Origin of the sequence: Paenirhodobacter sp. (assembly GCF_050177655.1) — a bacterium.
In the GTDB taxonomy this organism is placed as follows: Bacteria; Pseudomonadota; Alphaproteobacteria; order Rhodobacterales; family Rhodobacteraceae; genus Rhodobacter.
Genome location: NZ_JBFXGV010000047.1, coordinates 13,332 through 29,224, shown reverse-complemented (window position 1 = coordinate 29,224; position 15,893 = coordinate 13,332). Strand labels below are relative to the sequence as shown.

The 15,893-nt window shown below is 67.5% G+C and carries 18 protein-coding genes; 10 read left to right on the top strand and 8 right to left on the bottom strand.

Translation table 11 applies throughout. The features are described from left to right. Both AB7U46_RS14595 and AB7U46_RS14590 read left to right on the top strand, forming a co-directional pair. On the top strand, positions 1–474 hold a 474-nt coding region (locus tag AB7U46_RS14595), incomplete at its 5' end, for a M3 family metallopeptidase (RefSeq protein WP_428337711.1). A gap of 67 nt (positions 475–541) precedes the next feature. Next, positions 542–1,717 carry a dipeptidase gene (locus AB7U46_RS14590; RefSeq protein ID WP_428337710.1) on the top strand — a complete coding sequence of 392 codons (1,176 nt, stop codon included), beginning with the start codon at positions 542–544 and terminating at the stop codon, positions 1,715–1,717. Between the two features lie 74 nt (positions 1,718–1,791). Here AB7U46_RS14590 and AB7U46_RS14585 read toward each other — a convergent pair whose 3' ends face one another. From AB7U46_RS14585 to lgt, 5 genes are all read right to left on the bottom strand, one after another. Next, positions 1,792–2,601 (bottom strand): Hint domain-containing protein, encoded by an 810-nt coding sequence (locus AB7U46_RS14585; protein WP_428337709.1) that lies wholly within the window; start codon positions 2,599–2,601, stop codon positions 1,792–1,794. Between the two features lie 272 nt (positions 2,602–2,873). Continuing rightward, positions 2,874–3,050: a hypothetical protein gene (locus AB7U46_RS14580; protein WP_428337708.1), complete on the bottom strand. Its 177-nt coding sequence runs from the start codon at positions 3,048–3,050 to the stop codon at positions 2,874–2,876. 269 nt (positions 3,051–3,319) lie between these two features. Further along, complete coding sequence (gene pgeF, locus AB7U46_RS14575) at positions 3,320–4,072, bottom strand: peptidoglycan editing factor PgeF (RefSeq protein WP_428337712.1); 753 nt, start codon at positions 4,070–4,072, stop codon at positions 3,320–3,322. Positions 4,073–4,084: 12 nt separating this feature from the next. Beyond that, positions 4,085–5,164 carry a class I SAM-dependent methyltransferase gene (locus AB7U46_RS14570; protein WP_428337707.1) on the bottom strand — a complete coding sequence of 360 codons (1,080 nt, stop codon included), beginning with the start codon at positions 5,162–5,164 and terminating at the stop codon, positions 4,085–4,087. Then, a complete protein-coding gene (gene lgt / locus AB7U46_RS14565) occupies positions 5,161–6,045 on the bottom strand; it encodes a prolipoprotein diacylglyceryl transferase (RefSeq protein WP_428337706.1) in 885 nt (294 codons plus the stop codon). The genes AB7U46_RS14570 and lgt overlap by 4 nt, the downstream gene beginning before the upstream one ends. A 109-nt stretch (positions 6,046–6,154) precedes the next feature. Between lgt and AB7U46_RS14560 the strand changes: the two genes are divergently transcribed. Then, entirely contained in the window at positions 6,155–6,406 is a 252-nt protein-coding gene (locus AB7U46_RS14560) for an accessory factor UbiK family protein (RefSeq protein ID WP_428337705.1), read from the top strand. A gap of 94 nt (positions 6,407–6,500) precedes the next feature. Here the strand turns inward: AB7U46_RS14560 and AB7U46_RS14555 are convergent, their stop codons facing one another. Both AB7U46_RS14555 and AB7U46_RS14550 read right to left on the bottom strand, forming a co-directional pair. Next, on the bottom strand, positions 6,501–6,923 hold the full coding sequence (locus AB7U46_RS14555; protein WP_428337704.1) for an NUDIX hydrolase: 423 nt from the start codon (positions 6,921–6,923) through the stop codon (positions 6,501–6,503). After that, positions 6,920–7,231 carry a DUF6476 family protein gene (locus AB7U46_RS14550; RefSeq protein WP_428337703.1) on the bottom strand — a complete coding sequence of 104 codons (312 nt, stop codon included), beginning with the start codon at positions 7,229–7,231 and terminating at the stop codon, positions 6,920–6,922. The genes AB7U46_RS14555 and AB7U46_RS14550 overlap by 4 nt, the downstream gene beginning before the upstream one ends. On the opposite strand from AB7U46_RS14550, the gene AB7U46_RS14545 reads away from it, so the two are divergent. The 4 genes from AB7U46_RS14545 (at position 7,218) to AB7U46_RS14530 (ending at position 11,483) form a co-directional block, all read left to right on the top strand. After that, positions 7,218–8,261, top strand: coding sequence for an RluA family pseudouridine synthase (locus AB7U46_RS14545; RefSeq protein ID WP_428337702.1), 1,044 nt, complete (start codon positions 7,218–7,220; stop codon positions 8,259–8,261). The genes AB7U46_RS14550 and AB7U46_RS14545 overlap by 14 nt on opposite strands. Positions 8,262–8,415: 154 nt before the next feature. Then, on the top strand, positions 8,416–9,315 hold the full coding sequence (rpoH, locus tag AB7U46_RS14540; RefSeq protein WP_428337701.1) for an RNA polymerase sigma factor RpoH: 900 nt from the start codon (positions 8,416–8,418) through the stop codon (positions 9,313–9,315). A gap of 71 nt (positions 9,316–9,386) precedes the next feature. Beyond that, a complete protein-coding gene (locus AB7U46_RS14535; RefSeq protein ID WP_428337700.1) occupies positions 9,387–10,454 on the top strand; it encodes a hypothetical protein in 1,068 nt (355 codons plus the stop codon). 57 nt (positions 10,455–10,511) lie between these two features. Then, positions 10,512–11,483, top strand: coding sequence for a Gfo/Idh/MocA family protein (locus tag AB7U46_RS14530; RefSeq protein WP_428337699.1), 972 nt, complete (start codon positions 10,512–10,514; stop codon positions 11,481–11,483). Between the two features lie 145 nt (positions 11,484–11,628). Here AB7U46_RS14530 and AB7U46_RS14525 read toward each other — a convergent pair whose 3' ends face one another. Beyond that, entirely contained in the window at positions 11,629–12,129 is a 501-nt protein-coding gene (locus tag AB7U46_RS14525; RefSeq protein ID WP_428337698.1) for an Lrp/AsnC family transcriptional regulator, read from the bottom strand. A 171-nt stretch (positions 12,130–12,300) separates the two neighbouring features. On the opposite strand from AB7U46_RS14525, the gene trxB reads away from it, so the two are divergent. The 3 genes from trxB to AB7U46_RS14510 all read left to right on the top strand — a co-directional run bounded on the left by trxB (position 12,301) and on the right by AB7U46_RS14510 (position 15,781). Next, positions 12,301–13,242 (top strand): thioredoxin-disulfide reductase, encoded by a 942-nt coding sequence (gene trxB / locus AB7U46_RS14520; protein ID WP_428337697.1) that lies wholly within the window; start codon positions 12,301–12,303, stop codon positions 13,240–13,242. Positions 13,243–13,336: 94 nt separating this feature from the next. Next, entirely contained in the window at positions 13,337–13,882 is a 546-nt protein-coding gene (locus AB7U46_RS14515; protein WP_428337696.1) for a VOC family protein, read from the top strand. 192 nt (positions 13,883–14,074) lie between these two features. Next, positions 14,075–15,781, top strand: a complete 1,707-nt coding sequence (locus AB7U46_RS14510) for a bifunctional sulfate adenylyltransferase/adenylylsulfate kinase (protein WP_428337695.1) — start codon at positions 14,075–14,077, stop codon at positions 15,779–15,781. The last annotated feature ends 112 nt before the right edge of the window (positions 15,782–15,893 follow it).

Here is a 15,893-nt window from a genome sequence, read left to right as displayed (position 1 = left end):
AAGACGCTCCTTCCCGGCAAGGTCGAGGACATGATCAACACCGTGGTGCGCCAGATCGCGTTTTACGATTTCGAATGCAAGCTGCATGCCGCGCGGGCCGAGGGGGAACTCACCCCCGAGGATATCGACGCGCTCTGGATGTCGGTGCAGGGCGAAAGCCTCGGCCCGGCCTTCGAGTTCATGCCGGGCTACGAAACCTTCTGGTGCTATATCCCGCATTTCGTGCATTCGCCCTTCTACGTCTATGCCTATGCCTTCGGCGACGGGCTGGTGAATGCGCTTTATGCGACCTACGCCGACGGGCTGCCCGACTTCCAGGAGAAGTATTTCGAGATGCTGAAGGCCGGCGGCGCGAAGCATCACAAGGAGCTTCTCGCCCCCTTCGGCCTCGACGCTTCCGACCCGGCGTTCTGGGACCGCGGGCTGAGCATGATCGCGGGCTTCATCGACGAGCTGGAAGCGATGGAAGAGTGACGCGCGGTCGCCGCTAGGCACCTGCCCCCGCCGCTGTTAGCCTCCCGCCAGTGTCAGGGAGGACATCATGGGTTGGGGCAAGCGTATTGCCGGCGGCATCGCCGGGCTGGTCGTCATTGGCGCGGGGGCGTTTTTCGCCCTTGCGCCGGGCATCGCGGAAAACGGGCAGAACCATGTGGTGCCGCATGCGCCCTGGCCGGTCTCACCCGAGGCGGAAGCGCTGCACAAACGCCTGATCGTGGGCGACTGGCATTCCGATGCGCTCTTGTGGGATCGTGACCTGCTCACGCGGTCAAAGCGCGGTCAGGTCGACCTGCCGCGGCTGCGCGCGGGGAACGTGGCGCTGCAGGTCTTCACCACCGTCACGAAATCGCCCGCCGGGCAGAATTACGACCACAACGCCAGCGATGCGCGCGACAATATCACCACGCTGGTGATCGCCGAGGCGCGCCCGCCGAAGACCTGGTTCAGCCTGCTCGAGCGCGGCCTCGATCAGGCGGCGCGGCTGAACGCGATGGCCGCAAAGGCGCCCGACCAGCTCAAGGTGATCCGCACCAAATCCGACCTCGACGCGGTGCTCGCCGCCCGCGCGAATGGCGCGCAACTCGTCGGTGGCATCCTCGGCGCCGAGGGCGGGCATCTGCTCGAGGGAAAGATCGAAAACCTCGACCGGATTTACGACGCGGGTTTTCGCCTGATGGGGCTCACCCATTTCTTCGACAACGAACTCGGCGGCAGCCTGCACGGCGAGGATGACGCCGGCCTCACCCCCTTCGGTCGCGAGGTGGTGGCGGGGATGATGGAAAAACACATGGTGATCGACCTCGCCCATGCCTCGGTGCAGATGGCGCGCGATGTGCTCGCGATCCCCGGCACCCGCCCGATCGTGAGCCACAGCGGCATCTTTGGCATCTGCCCGCACAAGCGCAACTTCCCCGACGACCTGATGCAGGCGATCGCGGCGAAGGGCGGTGTGATCGGCATCGGCTATTGGGAGGAGGCCGCCTGCGACCCGACGCCGAAGGGCATCGCGACGATGATCACGGGCGCGATCGACCTTCTGGGCGAGGATCACGTCTCGCTCGGCTCCGATTTCGACGGCGCGGTGGAGACGGATTTCGACAGCTCGGAGCTCGCCGCGCTCACCCAGGCCCTGCTCGATCAGGGGCTGAGCGAAGGGACCATCGCCAAGGTGATGGGCGGCAATATGGTGCGCATGCTGCGCGAGGCCCTGCCCGACTGATCCCTTTTTCTTGGGAAAAATACTCCGGGGGGCCGGGGCGAGGCCCCGGCGGGGGCAGCGCCCCCTCCCCGGTTTCAATCCCAGAGGCTTTCCACTTCGAACCGCGTCAGCCGCGGATGCAGCTGCGGGCCAAAGTCGCGCAGCCGCGTGATCTGCGGGAACTGCGCCACGAAAAGCGAGAGCATCCGCGGGTCGATCATTTCCTCGACGCCCTCGCCGGGGTGGTAGCTCTCGACCTCGAGCCCGGCGACGCGCAGGCTCGCCTGCCGCTCCAGCACGAGGTGGTAGACGGAGACCGGCGATACCGGCGTCACCTCGATCACGCTCACCCCGTCGACGAAGGCGCGCGCCGGCACGAAGGCCGCCTCGAGCCCGGTCACCCGGCGCAGCCGCGGATCGCGCAGGCAAAGCCGCGCCCGCGGCCCGAGCACGAGATCGGGCATCGGCCGGCCCTGGCCGAAGGCCTCGGCGGTGATCCGGGTGAGGGTCACCGGCTCCTCGGACATCACCGCGCCGGTCGAGGGATAGATCATCATCGAGCCGATCCAGGTGACCGTCTCGACCCGCCCCTCGGCGGTGAGCACGCGCTGCCCCGGCGCCAGATCCTCGACCGCGACGGGGCCGTCCTCGGTCGCGATCACCGCACCGCGGGCCAGCGCCGAGAACGCCTCCTCGAAAAGGGGCGTCGCCGGCGCGATCCGGGTCGAGCTTTCGACCGAACCGTCCGGGGTGAGCCAGCTCGCCTCATAGCGACGGGTGAGCGGCATCGCCCGCTGCGGACGGGCCGCGGGCGGGAGTTTGGGGCGCAGGGCGCGCGAAGGCAGCGACGGGCTTTCGACGACGGGCTCGATCAGCCCGGCCGTCACCCGGTGGGAATAGGACATGCGATCAGCCTTTCGGTCTGGTCACATCTGCGACGGCCCCCACCGGTTGCAGAGAGACATCCGAAAGATGCGCGCCCCGGCGGCCCCGGTCAAATTATTGCTTAAATTGGCAAAGCCCCCGCGGGCAATCCCGGGGGGCACTGCGTGACTGTTTCGAATGCGGGGGAAACTGCCCGATTTTCGCCGCAATTGCGCCGAATCACCAACGGTCCGGCGACCCTGCCGGGGGTGGCAGCCCCCGGCCCTGCGACAATGGGATCAGCGGGGGGATATCAGCGGGCGGCGAGCGCGCGCGGGGCCTTCGGTGCGGCGTTCGAGGCGGCGGCGGCCTCGCGGCGGGCGATCATCGCCGCGCGGCGGGCGCCCCGTTCCCAGGGCATCTGCACGGTGGACTTCGAGGCGGTCTCGATCGCGGCGACCATCCAGCGGCGGTTCTTCTGCATGCTCATCTCTGCTCTCCTGCCTTTTCGGCTGTGCTCTGTTCGTTGCGGGCCTCGCCCGGATGTCCTTGTTATCGCCGGTCATTGCGGCGCCATCTTGACGATCGTCAACAATTTTCCGGAAATAGAGCTGGCGGATTGTGGCGGCGCGACTGTTGCGCGATGCGAACAAATCCACGGGATTTCGAAGGATCCAGCGCGCCCGCGCCACAATTATGGCAAGACTGCGGAAAGCCGGGGCACAATCGCGCCGCAATCGCCGCGCCGCGGGCGCGACATCAGAGTCGGATCACCGAGATCAGCCGGCCGTAATCGGCCTCGCCCGCGTGAGTCGTGCGGCGGAAGGAATAGAAGCGCTCCGGGTCGGAATAGGTGCAATGCCGCGTCCATTCCGCTTCGCCCACGCCGGCCGCGCGCAGCCGCGAAAGCCCATAGGCCGGCAGGTCGAACATCGGCTTGCCATTCGGGCCACCGGAAAAGAAGCGGCTCGTCTCCGGATCGTCGATCAGGAAATCTTCCATGAAATCATGGCCGACCTCATAGGCGCGCTGCGAGATGCAGGGGCCGATCACCGCCACGATATCGGCGCGCTGCGCGCCAAGGCCCTCCATCGCGTCGAGCGTCGCCTCGAGCACGCCCTCCTTCGCGCCGCGCCAGCCGGCATGGGCCGCGCCGATCACCCCCGCCTTGCGATCGGCGAAAAGCACCGGCTCGCAATCGGCGGTGAGGATCGTGAGCAGAAGCCCGGGCGTCGCGGTGACCAGCGCATCGGCCTTCACCGGGGCGCTCAGCGGCGCCTCGACCACGGCGACATCGGCGGAATGGATCTGGTCGACGCCGATCATCTGCGCCGGCGCCACCCCCATCGCCGCGGCGACGCGATCGCGGTTGACCGCCACGGTGTCGGTCTGGTCGCTCGAACCATGGCCGCAGTTCAGCCCCGAGAACACCCCCGAAGAGGCGCCGCCCCGGCGCGTGAAGAACCCATGCCTTGTGCCGGCAAGCAGCGGTGACGTCAGGATTTCGAGCATGGTCGGCATGTCTCAGTCGGAAGCCTCATCGAAGCCCGGCGGCAGCGGGGCGTAGGGCGGAAAGATCGCGAGGGTCTGGAACAACTGACCCATTTCTTCGGGATGGGTCAAGCGCCGATGCGCGGCGATATGGCTTTCGAGCGCCTCCCCCGAAAGCCGCTGCGCGAGGCCCTGCGCGCGCGCGGTGATGCCGAGCCGTTCGAGCAGCACGCCCTGCGCGGTCATCGCGCTGGTGCGCGCTCCCGCGGCGCGGGCGGCGGCGGCAAGCGGGGCAAAGGCGACATGGGCGGTCAGATCCGCCTCCCCCGGCGCGGCGAAAGGGTCGCAGGGCGCGTGATCCTTCAGCGCCTGGAAGGTGTCGCCAAGGCTGATCCAGTGGCCGTAGTCGATCACCAGCGCGACACCGCCGTGGCGCGCGATGCGCGTGGCGATCGCGGTGACGATCGCCGGGGCGGCGGGGCAGATCTCGACGACGTCGCCGTCGCGGGTGTCGGCGAGACGGGGCGCAAGCGCGGCGTAGGGGGTCGGCGGCGCGAGGCCGGGGGTGAGCACCTCGCCCGCGAGGCCCACCTGACGCTCGGCCCAGAGCGCGCCCGCGCGCTGAAACTGGCGGATCGGCAGCGCGTCGAAGAACTCGTTCGCAAGCAGGTAGAGCGGCGCCTCGGGCAGGGTCTCGACGCTCTCGTGCCAGGTGACGTCATGGCCCGCCAGCCGCGCGCGCTGCACCTCGCGCAGGCTGTGCGAGGCCTCGACCAGATGCACCTGCGCCGCCTCGGCCATGCCGGGCACGGCATGGATCGCGCGCAGCACATCGGCCATCAGCGTGCCGCGCCCAGGGCCGATCTCGGCCAGCGTGAAGGGCGCGGGACGGCCCTGATCGAGCCAGACCTGCGCGAGGCAAAGGCCCAGCATCTCGCCGAACATCTGGCTGATCTCGGGCGCGGTGATGAAATCGCCACCCCGGCCGAAGGGATCGCGCGTCGTGTAATAGCCGTGGCGCGGATCGAGCAGGCAGGCGGCCATGTAATGGTCGAGCCGCATCGGCCCCTCGGCGGCGATGCGCCGCGCGAGAATCTCGCCCAGCGGAGTCACATCCGCCCCCGGCGCAGCGCGCGGCCGATGAAATAGCCGCCGATCAGGATCATCGGGATCGAGAGGATCTGCCCCATCGTCAGGCCGTAATCCCCGAATTGCAGCGCATAGCCAAGCGGGTTGCCAAGGCTCTGGAACTGCGCGTCGGGCTGGCGGAAGAGCTCGACGAAAGCGCGGCTCATACCGTAGCCGGCGAGGAAGACGCCGAGCAAAAGCCCGGGGCGGCGCAGCGCGCCGAGGCCAAGGAGCAGCCAGAGGATCGCGCCGAGAAGCAGCCCCTCGAGCCCCGCCTCGTAAAGCTGCGAGGGGTGGCGCGCGCAGGCGCCGTCAATCTGCCCGGCGATGCCGTTACAGATCTGCGCCGCATCGACCGGGAAGATCACGCCCCAGGGCACGTCCGTCGGCCGGCCCCAGAGCTCGGGCTTGATGAAATTCGCGAGCCGCCCGAGCAGGAGCCCGATCGGCGCGACCAGCGCAAAGGCATCGGCCACGCGCAGCGTCGGGAAATGGTGGCGCCGGCAATACCAGATCCCGGCGACGACGGTGCCGAGAAAGCCGCCGTGGAAGGACATGCCGCCCTCCCAGACCTTCAGCACATCGAGCGGATGGGCGAGGTAGAGCGCGGGCTCGTAGAAGAGGACGAAGCCGAGCCGCCCGCCCAGCACGACACCGATGATGACCGCGGTGAGCAGATCCTCGACCTTCTCCGCGGGCATCGGCGCGCTGCCGCCCCAGATCCGCGGCCGCCGCATCAGCGCGGCGACGATCCGCCAGCCGGCGAGCAGGCCGAAGATATAGGCCAGCGCATACCAGCGGATCGGCAGGTCGATCCCCGGGATCACGAAGGCATTGGGGTCGATCGCGGGAAAGGGAATGGCCATGGCGCTCCTCGTTTTCGCGCGCAGAAGGCCCCGCGCGGGGGGCGAAGTCAACCTTGTCTCCGCCGCCCGGCGCGGCCATATAGATGAAAACCCCGTGACGGAGACGGCGATGCAGACCCCGAACAAGTTCTTCGACGAGATGTCGAAAATGATGACCAATGCGATGGGCGTGGCGCAGGGCGCCAAGACCGAGGCCGAGACCGCGATGAAGAGCTGGATGGACCGCTGGCTTGCGGACCGCGACTTCGTCACCCGCGAGGAATTCGACGCGGTGAAGGCGATGGCGCAGAAGGCGCGCGAGGAGAACGCGGCGCTCGAGGCGCGGATCGCGGCGCTCGAAGGCGCGAAGAAAGACGCCTGAGGCCTTCGGTTTTTTCTTGGTTCAAATACTCCCGCCGGAGGCTCCCGTGGCAATCACGGACGCCTCCGGCGGGAGTATTTTTCCAAGGAAAAGATCAGCGCGGCTGCGCGAGGGCGAGGGCCAGCACTTCGTCGACGCGCGCGCTCATCGGCAGGGCGCGGGCGAGAACCTCGGCCTGCGGCACCCAGGCCGCTTCGAGCGCATCGTCATCGGCGACAGGTTCGCCCGTGACATAGGTGCAGGCCACCGCAACGAGATGATAATGAAAGGCGATCTCGCCCGCGGCGTCGCGGCTGATCGCATCGGTCTGGCCGAGCACGGCGCCGGGCATGGCCTGCACGCCGGTTTCCTCGAGCAGCTCGCGCGCGGCGGCTTCCTCGACGGTTTCGCCCCATTCGACCTTGCCGCCCGGAAAGCCCCAGAGCCCGGCATCGGGCGGATTGGCGCGGCGCACGAGCAGCACCTCCGCCCCGCGCAGCAGCACCGCCAGCACGCCAAGCCGCGGCACGCGCGTCACGGCGTCACCAGCGCCGTCTGCCCGATCAGCCGCCCGTCATGGGCATAGACGAGGACGCGGTCGTCCTCGGTCAGCACCACGACGCGGTCGGTCGCGAAGGTCAGCGCCACCGGGATCGCCCCCGCGGGCAGGTCGATGTTCTTCGGCAGGGAGGGCATCGGCGCCGGCTCGCCCAGGCGGGTGACAAGCAGCCAGATGATCGCTAGAAGGCCGAAGATCATCGTGCCGGCGAGCGTCGTCACCAATACCTTGAGAAAGCGGACCTCCGGCAGCGGGGCCGGATCGGAAGGCATCATGTCGTCGGACATCGCGCGTACCACCTTGCAGATCGTGATCGGCGAAAACCCCGCCGAGCGCCTTGATAAGGCCTTGGCGGCCGCTGTGCCAGAGGAAGCGGCGCTGTCGCGCTCGCGGCTGGCCCGGCTCATCGCCGAGGGCGCGGTGACGAAGGATGGCGTGGCGGTGACCGACCAGAAAGCGAAGGTCGCCGAGGGCGAGACCTACGAGATCGCGCTCGAGCCGGCGAAACCGGTCGAGACCCTGGCGCAGGAGATCCCGCTCACCGTGCTTTGGGAGGACGCGGATCTGATCGTCATCGACAAGCCCGCGGGGATGGTGGTGCATCCGGCGCCCGGCTCGGAGGACGGCACGCTGGTGAACGCGCTGCTCCACCATTTCGGCGGCAATCTGTCGGGCATCGGCGGCGAGGCGCGCCCGGGCATCGTGCACCGGATCGACAAGGACACCTCGGGCCTCCTTGTGGTGGCGAAATCCGACCGCGCGCATCACGGCCTTGCCGCGCAATTCGAAAAACATACGGTGCACCGGCATTATTCGGCGGTGGTCTATGGCGTGCCCGACGCCGCCGATCCGCGACTGCGCGGCACCCGCGGCGTGAGTTTCGAGGCCGGGAATATCCTCAAGATCACCTCGCAGCTCGCCCGGCACAAGACCGACCGGCAGCGGCAGGCGGTGCTTTTCGACGGCGGCGGGCGGCATGCGGTGACCCGCGCGCGGGTGGTCGAGGCCTTTGGCGGGGTGGCCGCGCTGGTCGATTGCTGGCTCGAGACCGGGCGCACCCATCAGATCCGCGTGCACATGGCGCATGCCGGCCACGGGCTGATCGGCGATCCGACCTATGGCGGCAAGCGCAAGCTGCCCGCGAAGGCGATCGGCGAGACGGCGGTGGCGGCGGTGGCCGATTTCCCGCGCCAGGCGCTGCATGCGGCGACGCTCGGCTTCGTGCATCCGGTCACCGGCGAGGAGCTGAGCTTCACCTCCCCCCTGCCCGCCGATCTCGAGGCACTGCTCGCCACGCTGCGGGCGGGCGCCAAGTAAACCAACCGGTTCACATTTCTGTCAATGCGCCTTGCCGCGCGACCGAAATCGCTTCATCATCCGTTCAACCCTCTGTGTTAGCGCCTGTCACCGGGGTCTTGAACCGGCGCAGGCGGCCCCCATATTCCGGGGTCGATCAGGGAGAAAGGACCGCATGACCACCTACGCCAACCTGCCCGCGCCCAGTCCCGAACAGGGGATGAACCGCTATCTGCAGGAAATCCGGAAGTTTCCGCTTCTGGAGCCGGAAGAGGAATACATGCTCGCGAAACGCTGGGCGGACCATCAGGATCCGCAGGCGGCGCATCGTCTCGTCACCTCGCATCTGCGACTCGCGGCGAAGATCGCCATGGGCTATCGCGGCTATGGCCTGCCGCAGGCGGAGGTGATCTCCGAGGCGAACGTGGGCCTGATGCAGGCGGTGAAACGCTTCGACCCGGAAAAGGGCTTCCGCCTCGCCACCTATGCGATGTGGTGGATCCGCGCCGCGATCCAGGAATACATCCTGCGCTCGTGGAGCCTGGTGAAACTCGGCACCACCTCGGCGCAGAAGAAGCTGTTCTTCAACCTGCGCAAGGCGAAGTCGAAGATCGGCGCCTATGAGGACGGCGATCTGCGCCCGGAAAACGTGGCGAAGATCGCGCATGATCTGAACGTGACCGAGCAGGAGGTGGTCGACATGAACCGCCGCCTCTCGGGTTCGGACGCCTCGCTCAATGCGCAGGTGGGTTCGGCCGAGGGCGACAGCGCCACGCAATGGCAGGACTGGCTCGAGGACGAGGACGCCGATCAGGCCGAGGCCTATGCCGAGGCCGACGAGCTCGAGGCGCGGCGCGCGATGCTGACTGCGGCGATGGATGTGCTCAACGAACGCGAGCGCGACATTCTGATCGAGCGGCGGCTGCGCGACGAGCCGGTCACGCTCGAGGAGCTTTCGACGAAATACGACGTCTCGCGCGAACGCATCCGCCAGATCGAGGTGCGCGCCTTCGAAAAGCTGCAGGGCCGGATGAAGACGCTCGCGCGCGAAAAGGGCATGAGCCTGCCGGCATAAGGCCTCGCCCGCGCCATATTCCCCTGAGAGAACCGGCTGAAAGGCCGGTTTTTTCAGGGGATTTTTCGGAAATGGATCAGAAGCAGATCGAGAAGCTGCGCGCCGCGCAGCTGGAAATCCAGAGCGAGACCTTCGATTTCGCCCGGAAACTGAGTGCCGGGAAGGTCGGGCTCTCGACCGATGGCGCGGCCGGTCTGCTCGAAAAGGTCGTCTCCATCTTCGGGAAATCGGGCGCGCCCATGCCCGACCATCTGCAACAGCGGATCGCGGCGGTGCGCGCGGCCACGCAACGGGTCGCGCGCCAGCAATTCGCCCGCGAAGCCGCGCATTGGGCCTGGGACCAGGAGCGTCAGCGCCTGCTGCAGGACCAGCCGTTTCCCGAAATGCCGGGCGTTCCGGCCTTTGCACCTGCCGAGGACAGCGCAGAAGAAGATACCCCCGCGCCCGAGCCGCCCGAAATCCCCGCCTATGTCGCCATGCGCAACGGGGAACCGGGGGCCATTGCCGCTTTTCTCGCCTCGGGGGCCGATCCCAACCGCGTCTCGCGCCCGGAAACCGGCACCGCGCTTTGCGCCGCGCTCGATGCGCCGGGCCGCTCGGCGCCAGGCATTGCGGCGCTGATCGCGGCCGGGGCCGATGTACACTGGCGCGATCGGGGGGAGGGGCACCTGTCGCACTGGGCCGCGGGCTATTCCCACGCGGCCACGGTGACCGCCAGCTCCGAGGCGGAGATCTTCGCCTGCCTCAAGGCGGCGGGGAGCGATCTCGATGCGGTCTTGCCCTGGCCCGCGGTGACGCCGCTGCACATGGCCGCACAGATGGGCTACGCCCCCACCGTCGCGGGCCTGCTGCGCGCCGGGGCCGACGGTTACCGCGCTTTCCCCAAGGGGCATCCGCAGCTGCTTTTCGGGGCGGCGCCGCTTTGCGTCGGCGCCTGCCATCCCGATGTCGTGGAAGCGATGCTCGCCGAGAGCATCGACCCGGCGCGCCCCGATGCGCAGCGCCGCGCCCCGTACGACTGGCTTGCCCAGCACATCGCGCAGGTTCGCGCGGCAGCCGTGGACGATCCGTGGTTCGCCCCCCTGCTCGAGCGGCTCGAGGCCTCTGCCGCCCTGATCGCGCGCGCCTTGCCCCGGTGACGCCTTGCCCCCCGCGGCCCCGGGTTCTAGCTTCGGAGCAACGGAGGAGGGCAAAGGATGGAAGCGATCAACTGGGGCATTCTCGGTGCCTCGCATTTCGCCGCGAAACACATGGCGCCGGCGATCCACGCCGCCCGCGACGCGCGGCTTTTCGCGCTCGCGACCGGGAGCTACGAGAAGGCCGCGCCGTTCCGCGCGATCGAGCCGGATCTGCGGCTTTACAACGATTACGAGGCGCTGCTCGCCGATCCGGCGATCGAGGCGGTCTATATTCCGCTGCCCAATACGCTGCATGTGGAGTGGAGCCTGAAGGCGCTCGCCGCGGGCAAGCATGTGCTTTGCGAGAAGCCGATCGCGCTTTCGGCGGAGGAGATCGACCCGCTGATCGCGGCGCGCGACGCGAGCGGGAAATTCGCGACCGAGGCCTATATGATCGTGCATCACCCGCAATGGCAGCTGGTGCGGCAATGGCTCGATGCCGGGCGGATCGGGCGACTGCGCCATTCCGACACCGCCTTCAGCTACGACAACCCGGATCCCACGAACATCCGCAACCGCGCGGCGATGGGCGGCGGCTCGATCCCCGACATCGGCGTCTACGCCTATTCCTGCATCCGCTTCGCCGCGCGCGCCGAGCCCGTCGCACTCTCGTCGCGGATCGCGCGGGAGAACGGCGTCGACACGATGGCGCAGGTCTGGGGCGAGATGGAGGGGCCGCAGGGCCGCTTCAGCTTTGCCGCGATGACCTCGACCCGGCTTTACCCGCGCCAGGAGGTGACGCTGCAGGGCGAGACCGGGCGCATCACCCTCTCCGTCCCGTTCAATGCCGGCGTCTTCGGCGAGGCGGAGGTCACGCTGCACGGCGAGGGCGGCAGCGAGACGCAGCGCTTCCCCGGCGTGAACCAATATGTGCTGCAGGTCGAGGCCTTCGGTCGGCACATCCGCGCGGGCGCGCCCTATCCCTGGACGCTCGAGGATGCGCGCAAGGGGCAGGCGATGATCGACATGGTCTTCGCGGGCGAGATCTGAGGCAGAGGGGGCTCTGCCCCCGTCCTGCGGACTCCCCCGGGATATTTCAGCTCTGTAGAATGCGACTTCTATAGAGTTCAAATATCCCGGGGGTGAGGCGAAGCCGAGGGGGCGGCGCCCCCTGCCCGGCCGGAACCGGCGTGCCTCAGGCCAGTTTGGCGAGGCGTTCCTCGAGCACGTCGAAGGGCACGCCCGGCTCGTCCTTGGCGCAGCGGATGACGAGCGAGGTCTTTACGCTCGCCACGTTCTCGGCCGGCGTCAGCTCGCTCATCAGGAAGTTCTGGAAGGTGCTCAGATCGGGCGCCGCGCATTTCAGCACGAAGTCGATCTCGCCGTTCAGCATGTGGCACTCGCGCACCAGCGGCCAGGCGCGGCAGCGCGATTCGAAGGCGCTCAGATCCGCCTCCGCCTGGCTGTGCAGCCGCACCATGGCGAAGACCTGCACCTCGAAGCCCAGCTCGCGCGGGTTCACATCGGCATGGTAGCCGCGGATATAGCCCGATTCCTCGAGCGTGCGCACCCGGCGCAGGCAGGGTGGCGCCGAGATGCCGACGCGCTTGGCCAGCTCGACATTCGTCATCCGGCCATCGGCCTGCAGTTCGGCCAGGATCTTCCGGTCGATCTCGTCAAGCTTGGTTCCGGCCATCGTCACCCTCCGCAGTTGCGCGAAATCTATCCATCCGCGCCCTTATGCGCAATATTATTTCGCATGGAGGGGCGCAAGGGCAATTCGCCGCATATTCAAAGCGTTTTGGCCCGGGGCTTCCGTTCAGGCGCCCGGATGCTTATATCTACCGCCCGGAAAATGGAGGACACGATGGGCGAGACGAAACGGACGAAGGTGCTGATCATCGGCTCGGGGCCGGCCGGCTACACGGCGGCGGTCTATTCGGCGCGCGCGATGCTGAATCCGGTGCTGGTGCAGGGCATCCAGCCGGGCGGCCAGCTCACCATCACCACCGAGGTCGAGAACTGGCCGGGCCGCACCGAGGTGCAGGGCCCCGACCTGATGGGGCAGATGGAAGAGCACGCCCGCGCGATGGGCACCGAGATCATCGGCGACACGATCACCTCGCTCAACCTCGGCGACCGGCCCTTCGTCGCGCTCGGCGATTCGGGCACGACCTATGTCGCCGATGCGGTGATCCTGGCGACCGGGGCGCAGGCGCGCTGGCTTGGCCTGCCCTCGGAAGAGAAATTCAAGGGCTTCGGCGTTTCGGCCTGCGCGACCTGCGACGGCTTCTTCTATCGCGGCAAGCAGGTGGTGGTGATCGGCGGCGGCAATACCGCGGTCGAGGAGGCGCTGTTCCTGACCAATTTCGCCGCCAAGGTGACGCTGATCCACCGCCGCGACAGCCTGCGTTCGGAAAAGATCCTGCAGGACCGGCTGTTCAAAAACCCGAAGGTCGAGGTGATCTGGGATTCGACCCCCGAAGAGGTGCTCGGCACCGAGGCGCCGCTCGGCGTCACCGGGGTGAAGATCCGCAACGTGAAGACCGGGGCGGAAACGGTGGTGCCCTGCGACGGCTTCTTCGTCGCGATCGGCCATGCGCCGGCCTCGGAGCTGGTGAAGGATCAGCTCGAGCTGCATCACGGCGGCTATGTGAAGGTGGAGCCCGGCTCGACCCGCACCTCGATCGAGGGCGTCTTCGCCGCGGGCGATCTGACCGACCCGACCTATCGCCAGGCGGTCACCTCGGCGGGCATGGGCTGCATGGCCGCGCTCGACGCCGAGCGCTGGCTGACGGAACAGGAATGAGGCGTCACGCACGCTTGAGGGGCGGCGCAATCGCCGCCCTTTTCATTGACCCGACACATCCCCGCCCTAGGCTGAGCCCCGTAAGGAGGCGATGATGCGCTGGCGCGGTGTCAATCATGTCGAGATCTCGGTGCTCGATTACGAGCGCTCGGTCGCCTTCTATGACGCGCTCTTCGGCTGGCTCGGCTATCGCAGCTTCTGGACGCTCGATATCGGCTATCGCTCGACCTATTACATGGCGCGTTTCCCCTTCCCGCACAGTTACATCGGGATCCAGCCGGCGCACTCGGGCACCAAGCTCGACCATGCGGCGCGGCCGGTCGGGCTGCATCATCTCGCGCTCTGGGCGCGGAACCGGCGCGAGGTCGATGCCTTTCATCGCGAGTTCCTGCTGCCGCGCGGCATCCCGGTGAGTGATCCGCCGCAGGAATACCCGATCTATGCGCCGGGCTATTACGCGGTGTTCTTCGAAGACCCGATCAACGGCGTGCATCTCGAACTGGCGGCGATCCCGCGGCTCGCTTCGCCCGCGGCCTGGCTCCGTTTCCTGCGCGCGATGCGGGCGGAAGAGGCGCGGCACCCGGAGTGGCCGGCCTCCGCCGCGAAGCTCGAGGTGCGTCCCCTGCCACCGCGGCGGTGAGCGGAACGTCTGTACCGGGAGGGGCGGGACAGGCGGCGACATCGGCCTCGCAATCGGCGGAAAGGCGACATATTCGCCCGATCTGGCCGTTTTCACCCTAGTTATGCTTGAAAACGGAGGTTTTTGCAGGCAAAGCCCGCTGCGAGCGCCCCGGCGCGAAATGCATTTGGCAACCGAAGAAGCAGGTCAGCGATGTCTCTCCCCAATCTCGCCCCGATCCCGGAGCTCTACGTTTCCCACGAATCCGCGCAAAAGCTGAAGGTCGAGGCCGGCAACCTGCCCTCCTGGGATCTGACCCCGCGCCAGATCTGCGATCTCGAACTGCTGATGAACGGCGGCTTCTACCCGCTCAAGGGCTTCCTGAGCGAGGCGGATTACGACGGCGTTGTCGAGGACATGCGTCTGGCCGACGGCACGCTGTGGCCGATGCCGATCACCCTCGACGTGAACGAGAAATTCGCCGACGCCATCGAGCCCGGCCAGGACATCGCGCTGCGCGACCAGGAAGGCGTGATCCTCGCGATCCTCTCGGTCACCGACAAATGGGAGCCGAACAAGGCGAAGGAAGCCGAGAAGGTCTTCGGCGCCGACGACCTCGCCCATCCGGCGGTGAACTACCTGCACAACACCGCGGGCAAGATCTACCTCGGCGGCCCGATCACCGGCATCCAGCAGCCCGTGCACTACGATTTCAAGGCGCGTCGCGACACGCCCAACGAGCTGCGCGCCTATTTCCGCAAGCTCGGCTGGCAGAAGATCGTCGCCTTCCAGACCCGCAACCCGCTGCACCGCGCGCACCAGGAACTGACCTTCCGCGCCGCGAAGGAAGCGCAGGCGAACCTGCTCATTCACCCGGTCGTCGGCATGACGAAGCCCGGCGACGTCGATCACTTCACCCGCGTGCGCTGCTACGAGGCGGTGCTCGACAAATATCCGCAGTCGACCACGACGATGTCGCTCCTCAACCTCGCGATGCGCATGGCCGGCCCGCGCGAAGCGGTGTGGCACGGGCTGATCCGCGCCAACCACGGCGTGACCCATTTCATCGTCGGCCGCGACCACGCCGGCCCCGGCAAGAACAGCCAGGGCAAGGATTTCTACGGCCCCTATGACGCGCAGGAACTCTTCAAGAAGCACGAAGAGGAAATCGGCGTGACCATGGTCGACTTCAAGCACATGGTCTATGTGCAGGAGAAGGCGCAGTATTTCCCGGCGAACGAAGTGCCGGAAGGCTGCACCGTGCTCGACATCTCGGGCACCGAACTGCGCCGCCGTCTGCGCGAAGGGCTCGACATCCCGGAATGGTTCTCCTTCCCCGAGGTCGTGACCGAGCTGCGCCGCACCTCGCCGCCGCGCGCCAAGCAGGGCTTCACCGTCTTCTTCACCGGCCTCTCCGGCTCGGGCAAGTCGACGATCGCCAACGCGCTGATGGTCAAGCTGATGGAAATGGGCGGCCGCCCGGTGACGCTGCTCGACGGCGACGTGGTGCGCAAGCATCTGTCCTCGGAGCTCGGCTTCTCGAAGGAGCACCGCGACATCAACATCAAGCGCATCGGCTATGTCGCCTCGGAGATCACCAAGAACGGCGGCATCGCGATCTGCGCCCCGATCGCGCCCTATACCGCGACCCGTCGCGCCGTGCGCGAGATGATCGAAGCCTATGGCGCCTTCGTCGAGGTCCATGTCGCGACCTCGCTCGAGGAATGCGAAGCGCGTGACCGCAAGGGGCTCTACAAGCTTGCCCGCGAAGGCAAGATCAAGGAGTTCACCGGCATCTCGGACCCCTATGAAGAGCCCGCGACCCCCGAGCTGCGCGTCGACACCACCGGCGTCGACGTCGACCATTGCGCGCATCAGGTGATCCTGAAGCTCGAATCGATGGGGCTGATCAAGGCCTGATCCGCCGGTTTCCGGCCCGGGTCCAGGTGGCCCGGCACAGGCGAAAGGCCGCCGCCCATTCCGGGTGGCGGCCTTTTCGCATTGGGAGTTTTTTCACTCTTCCGGTTAACGG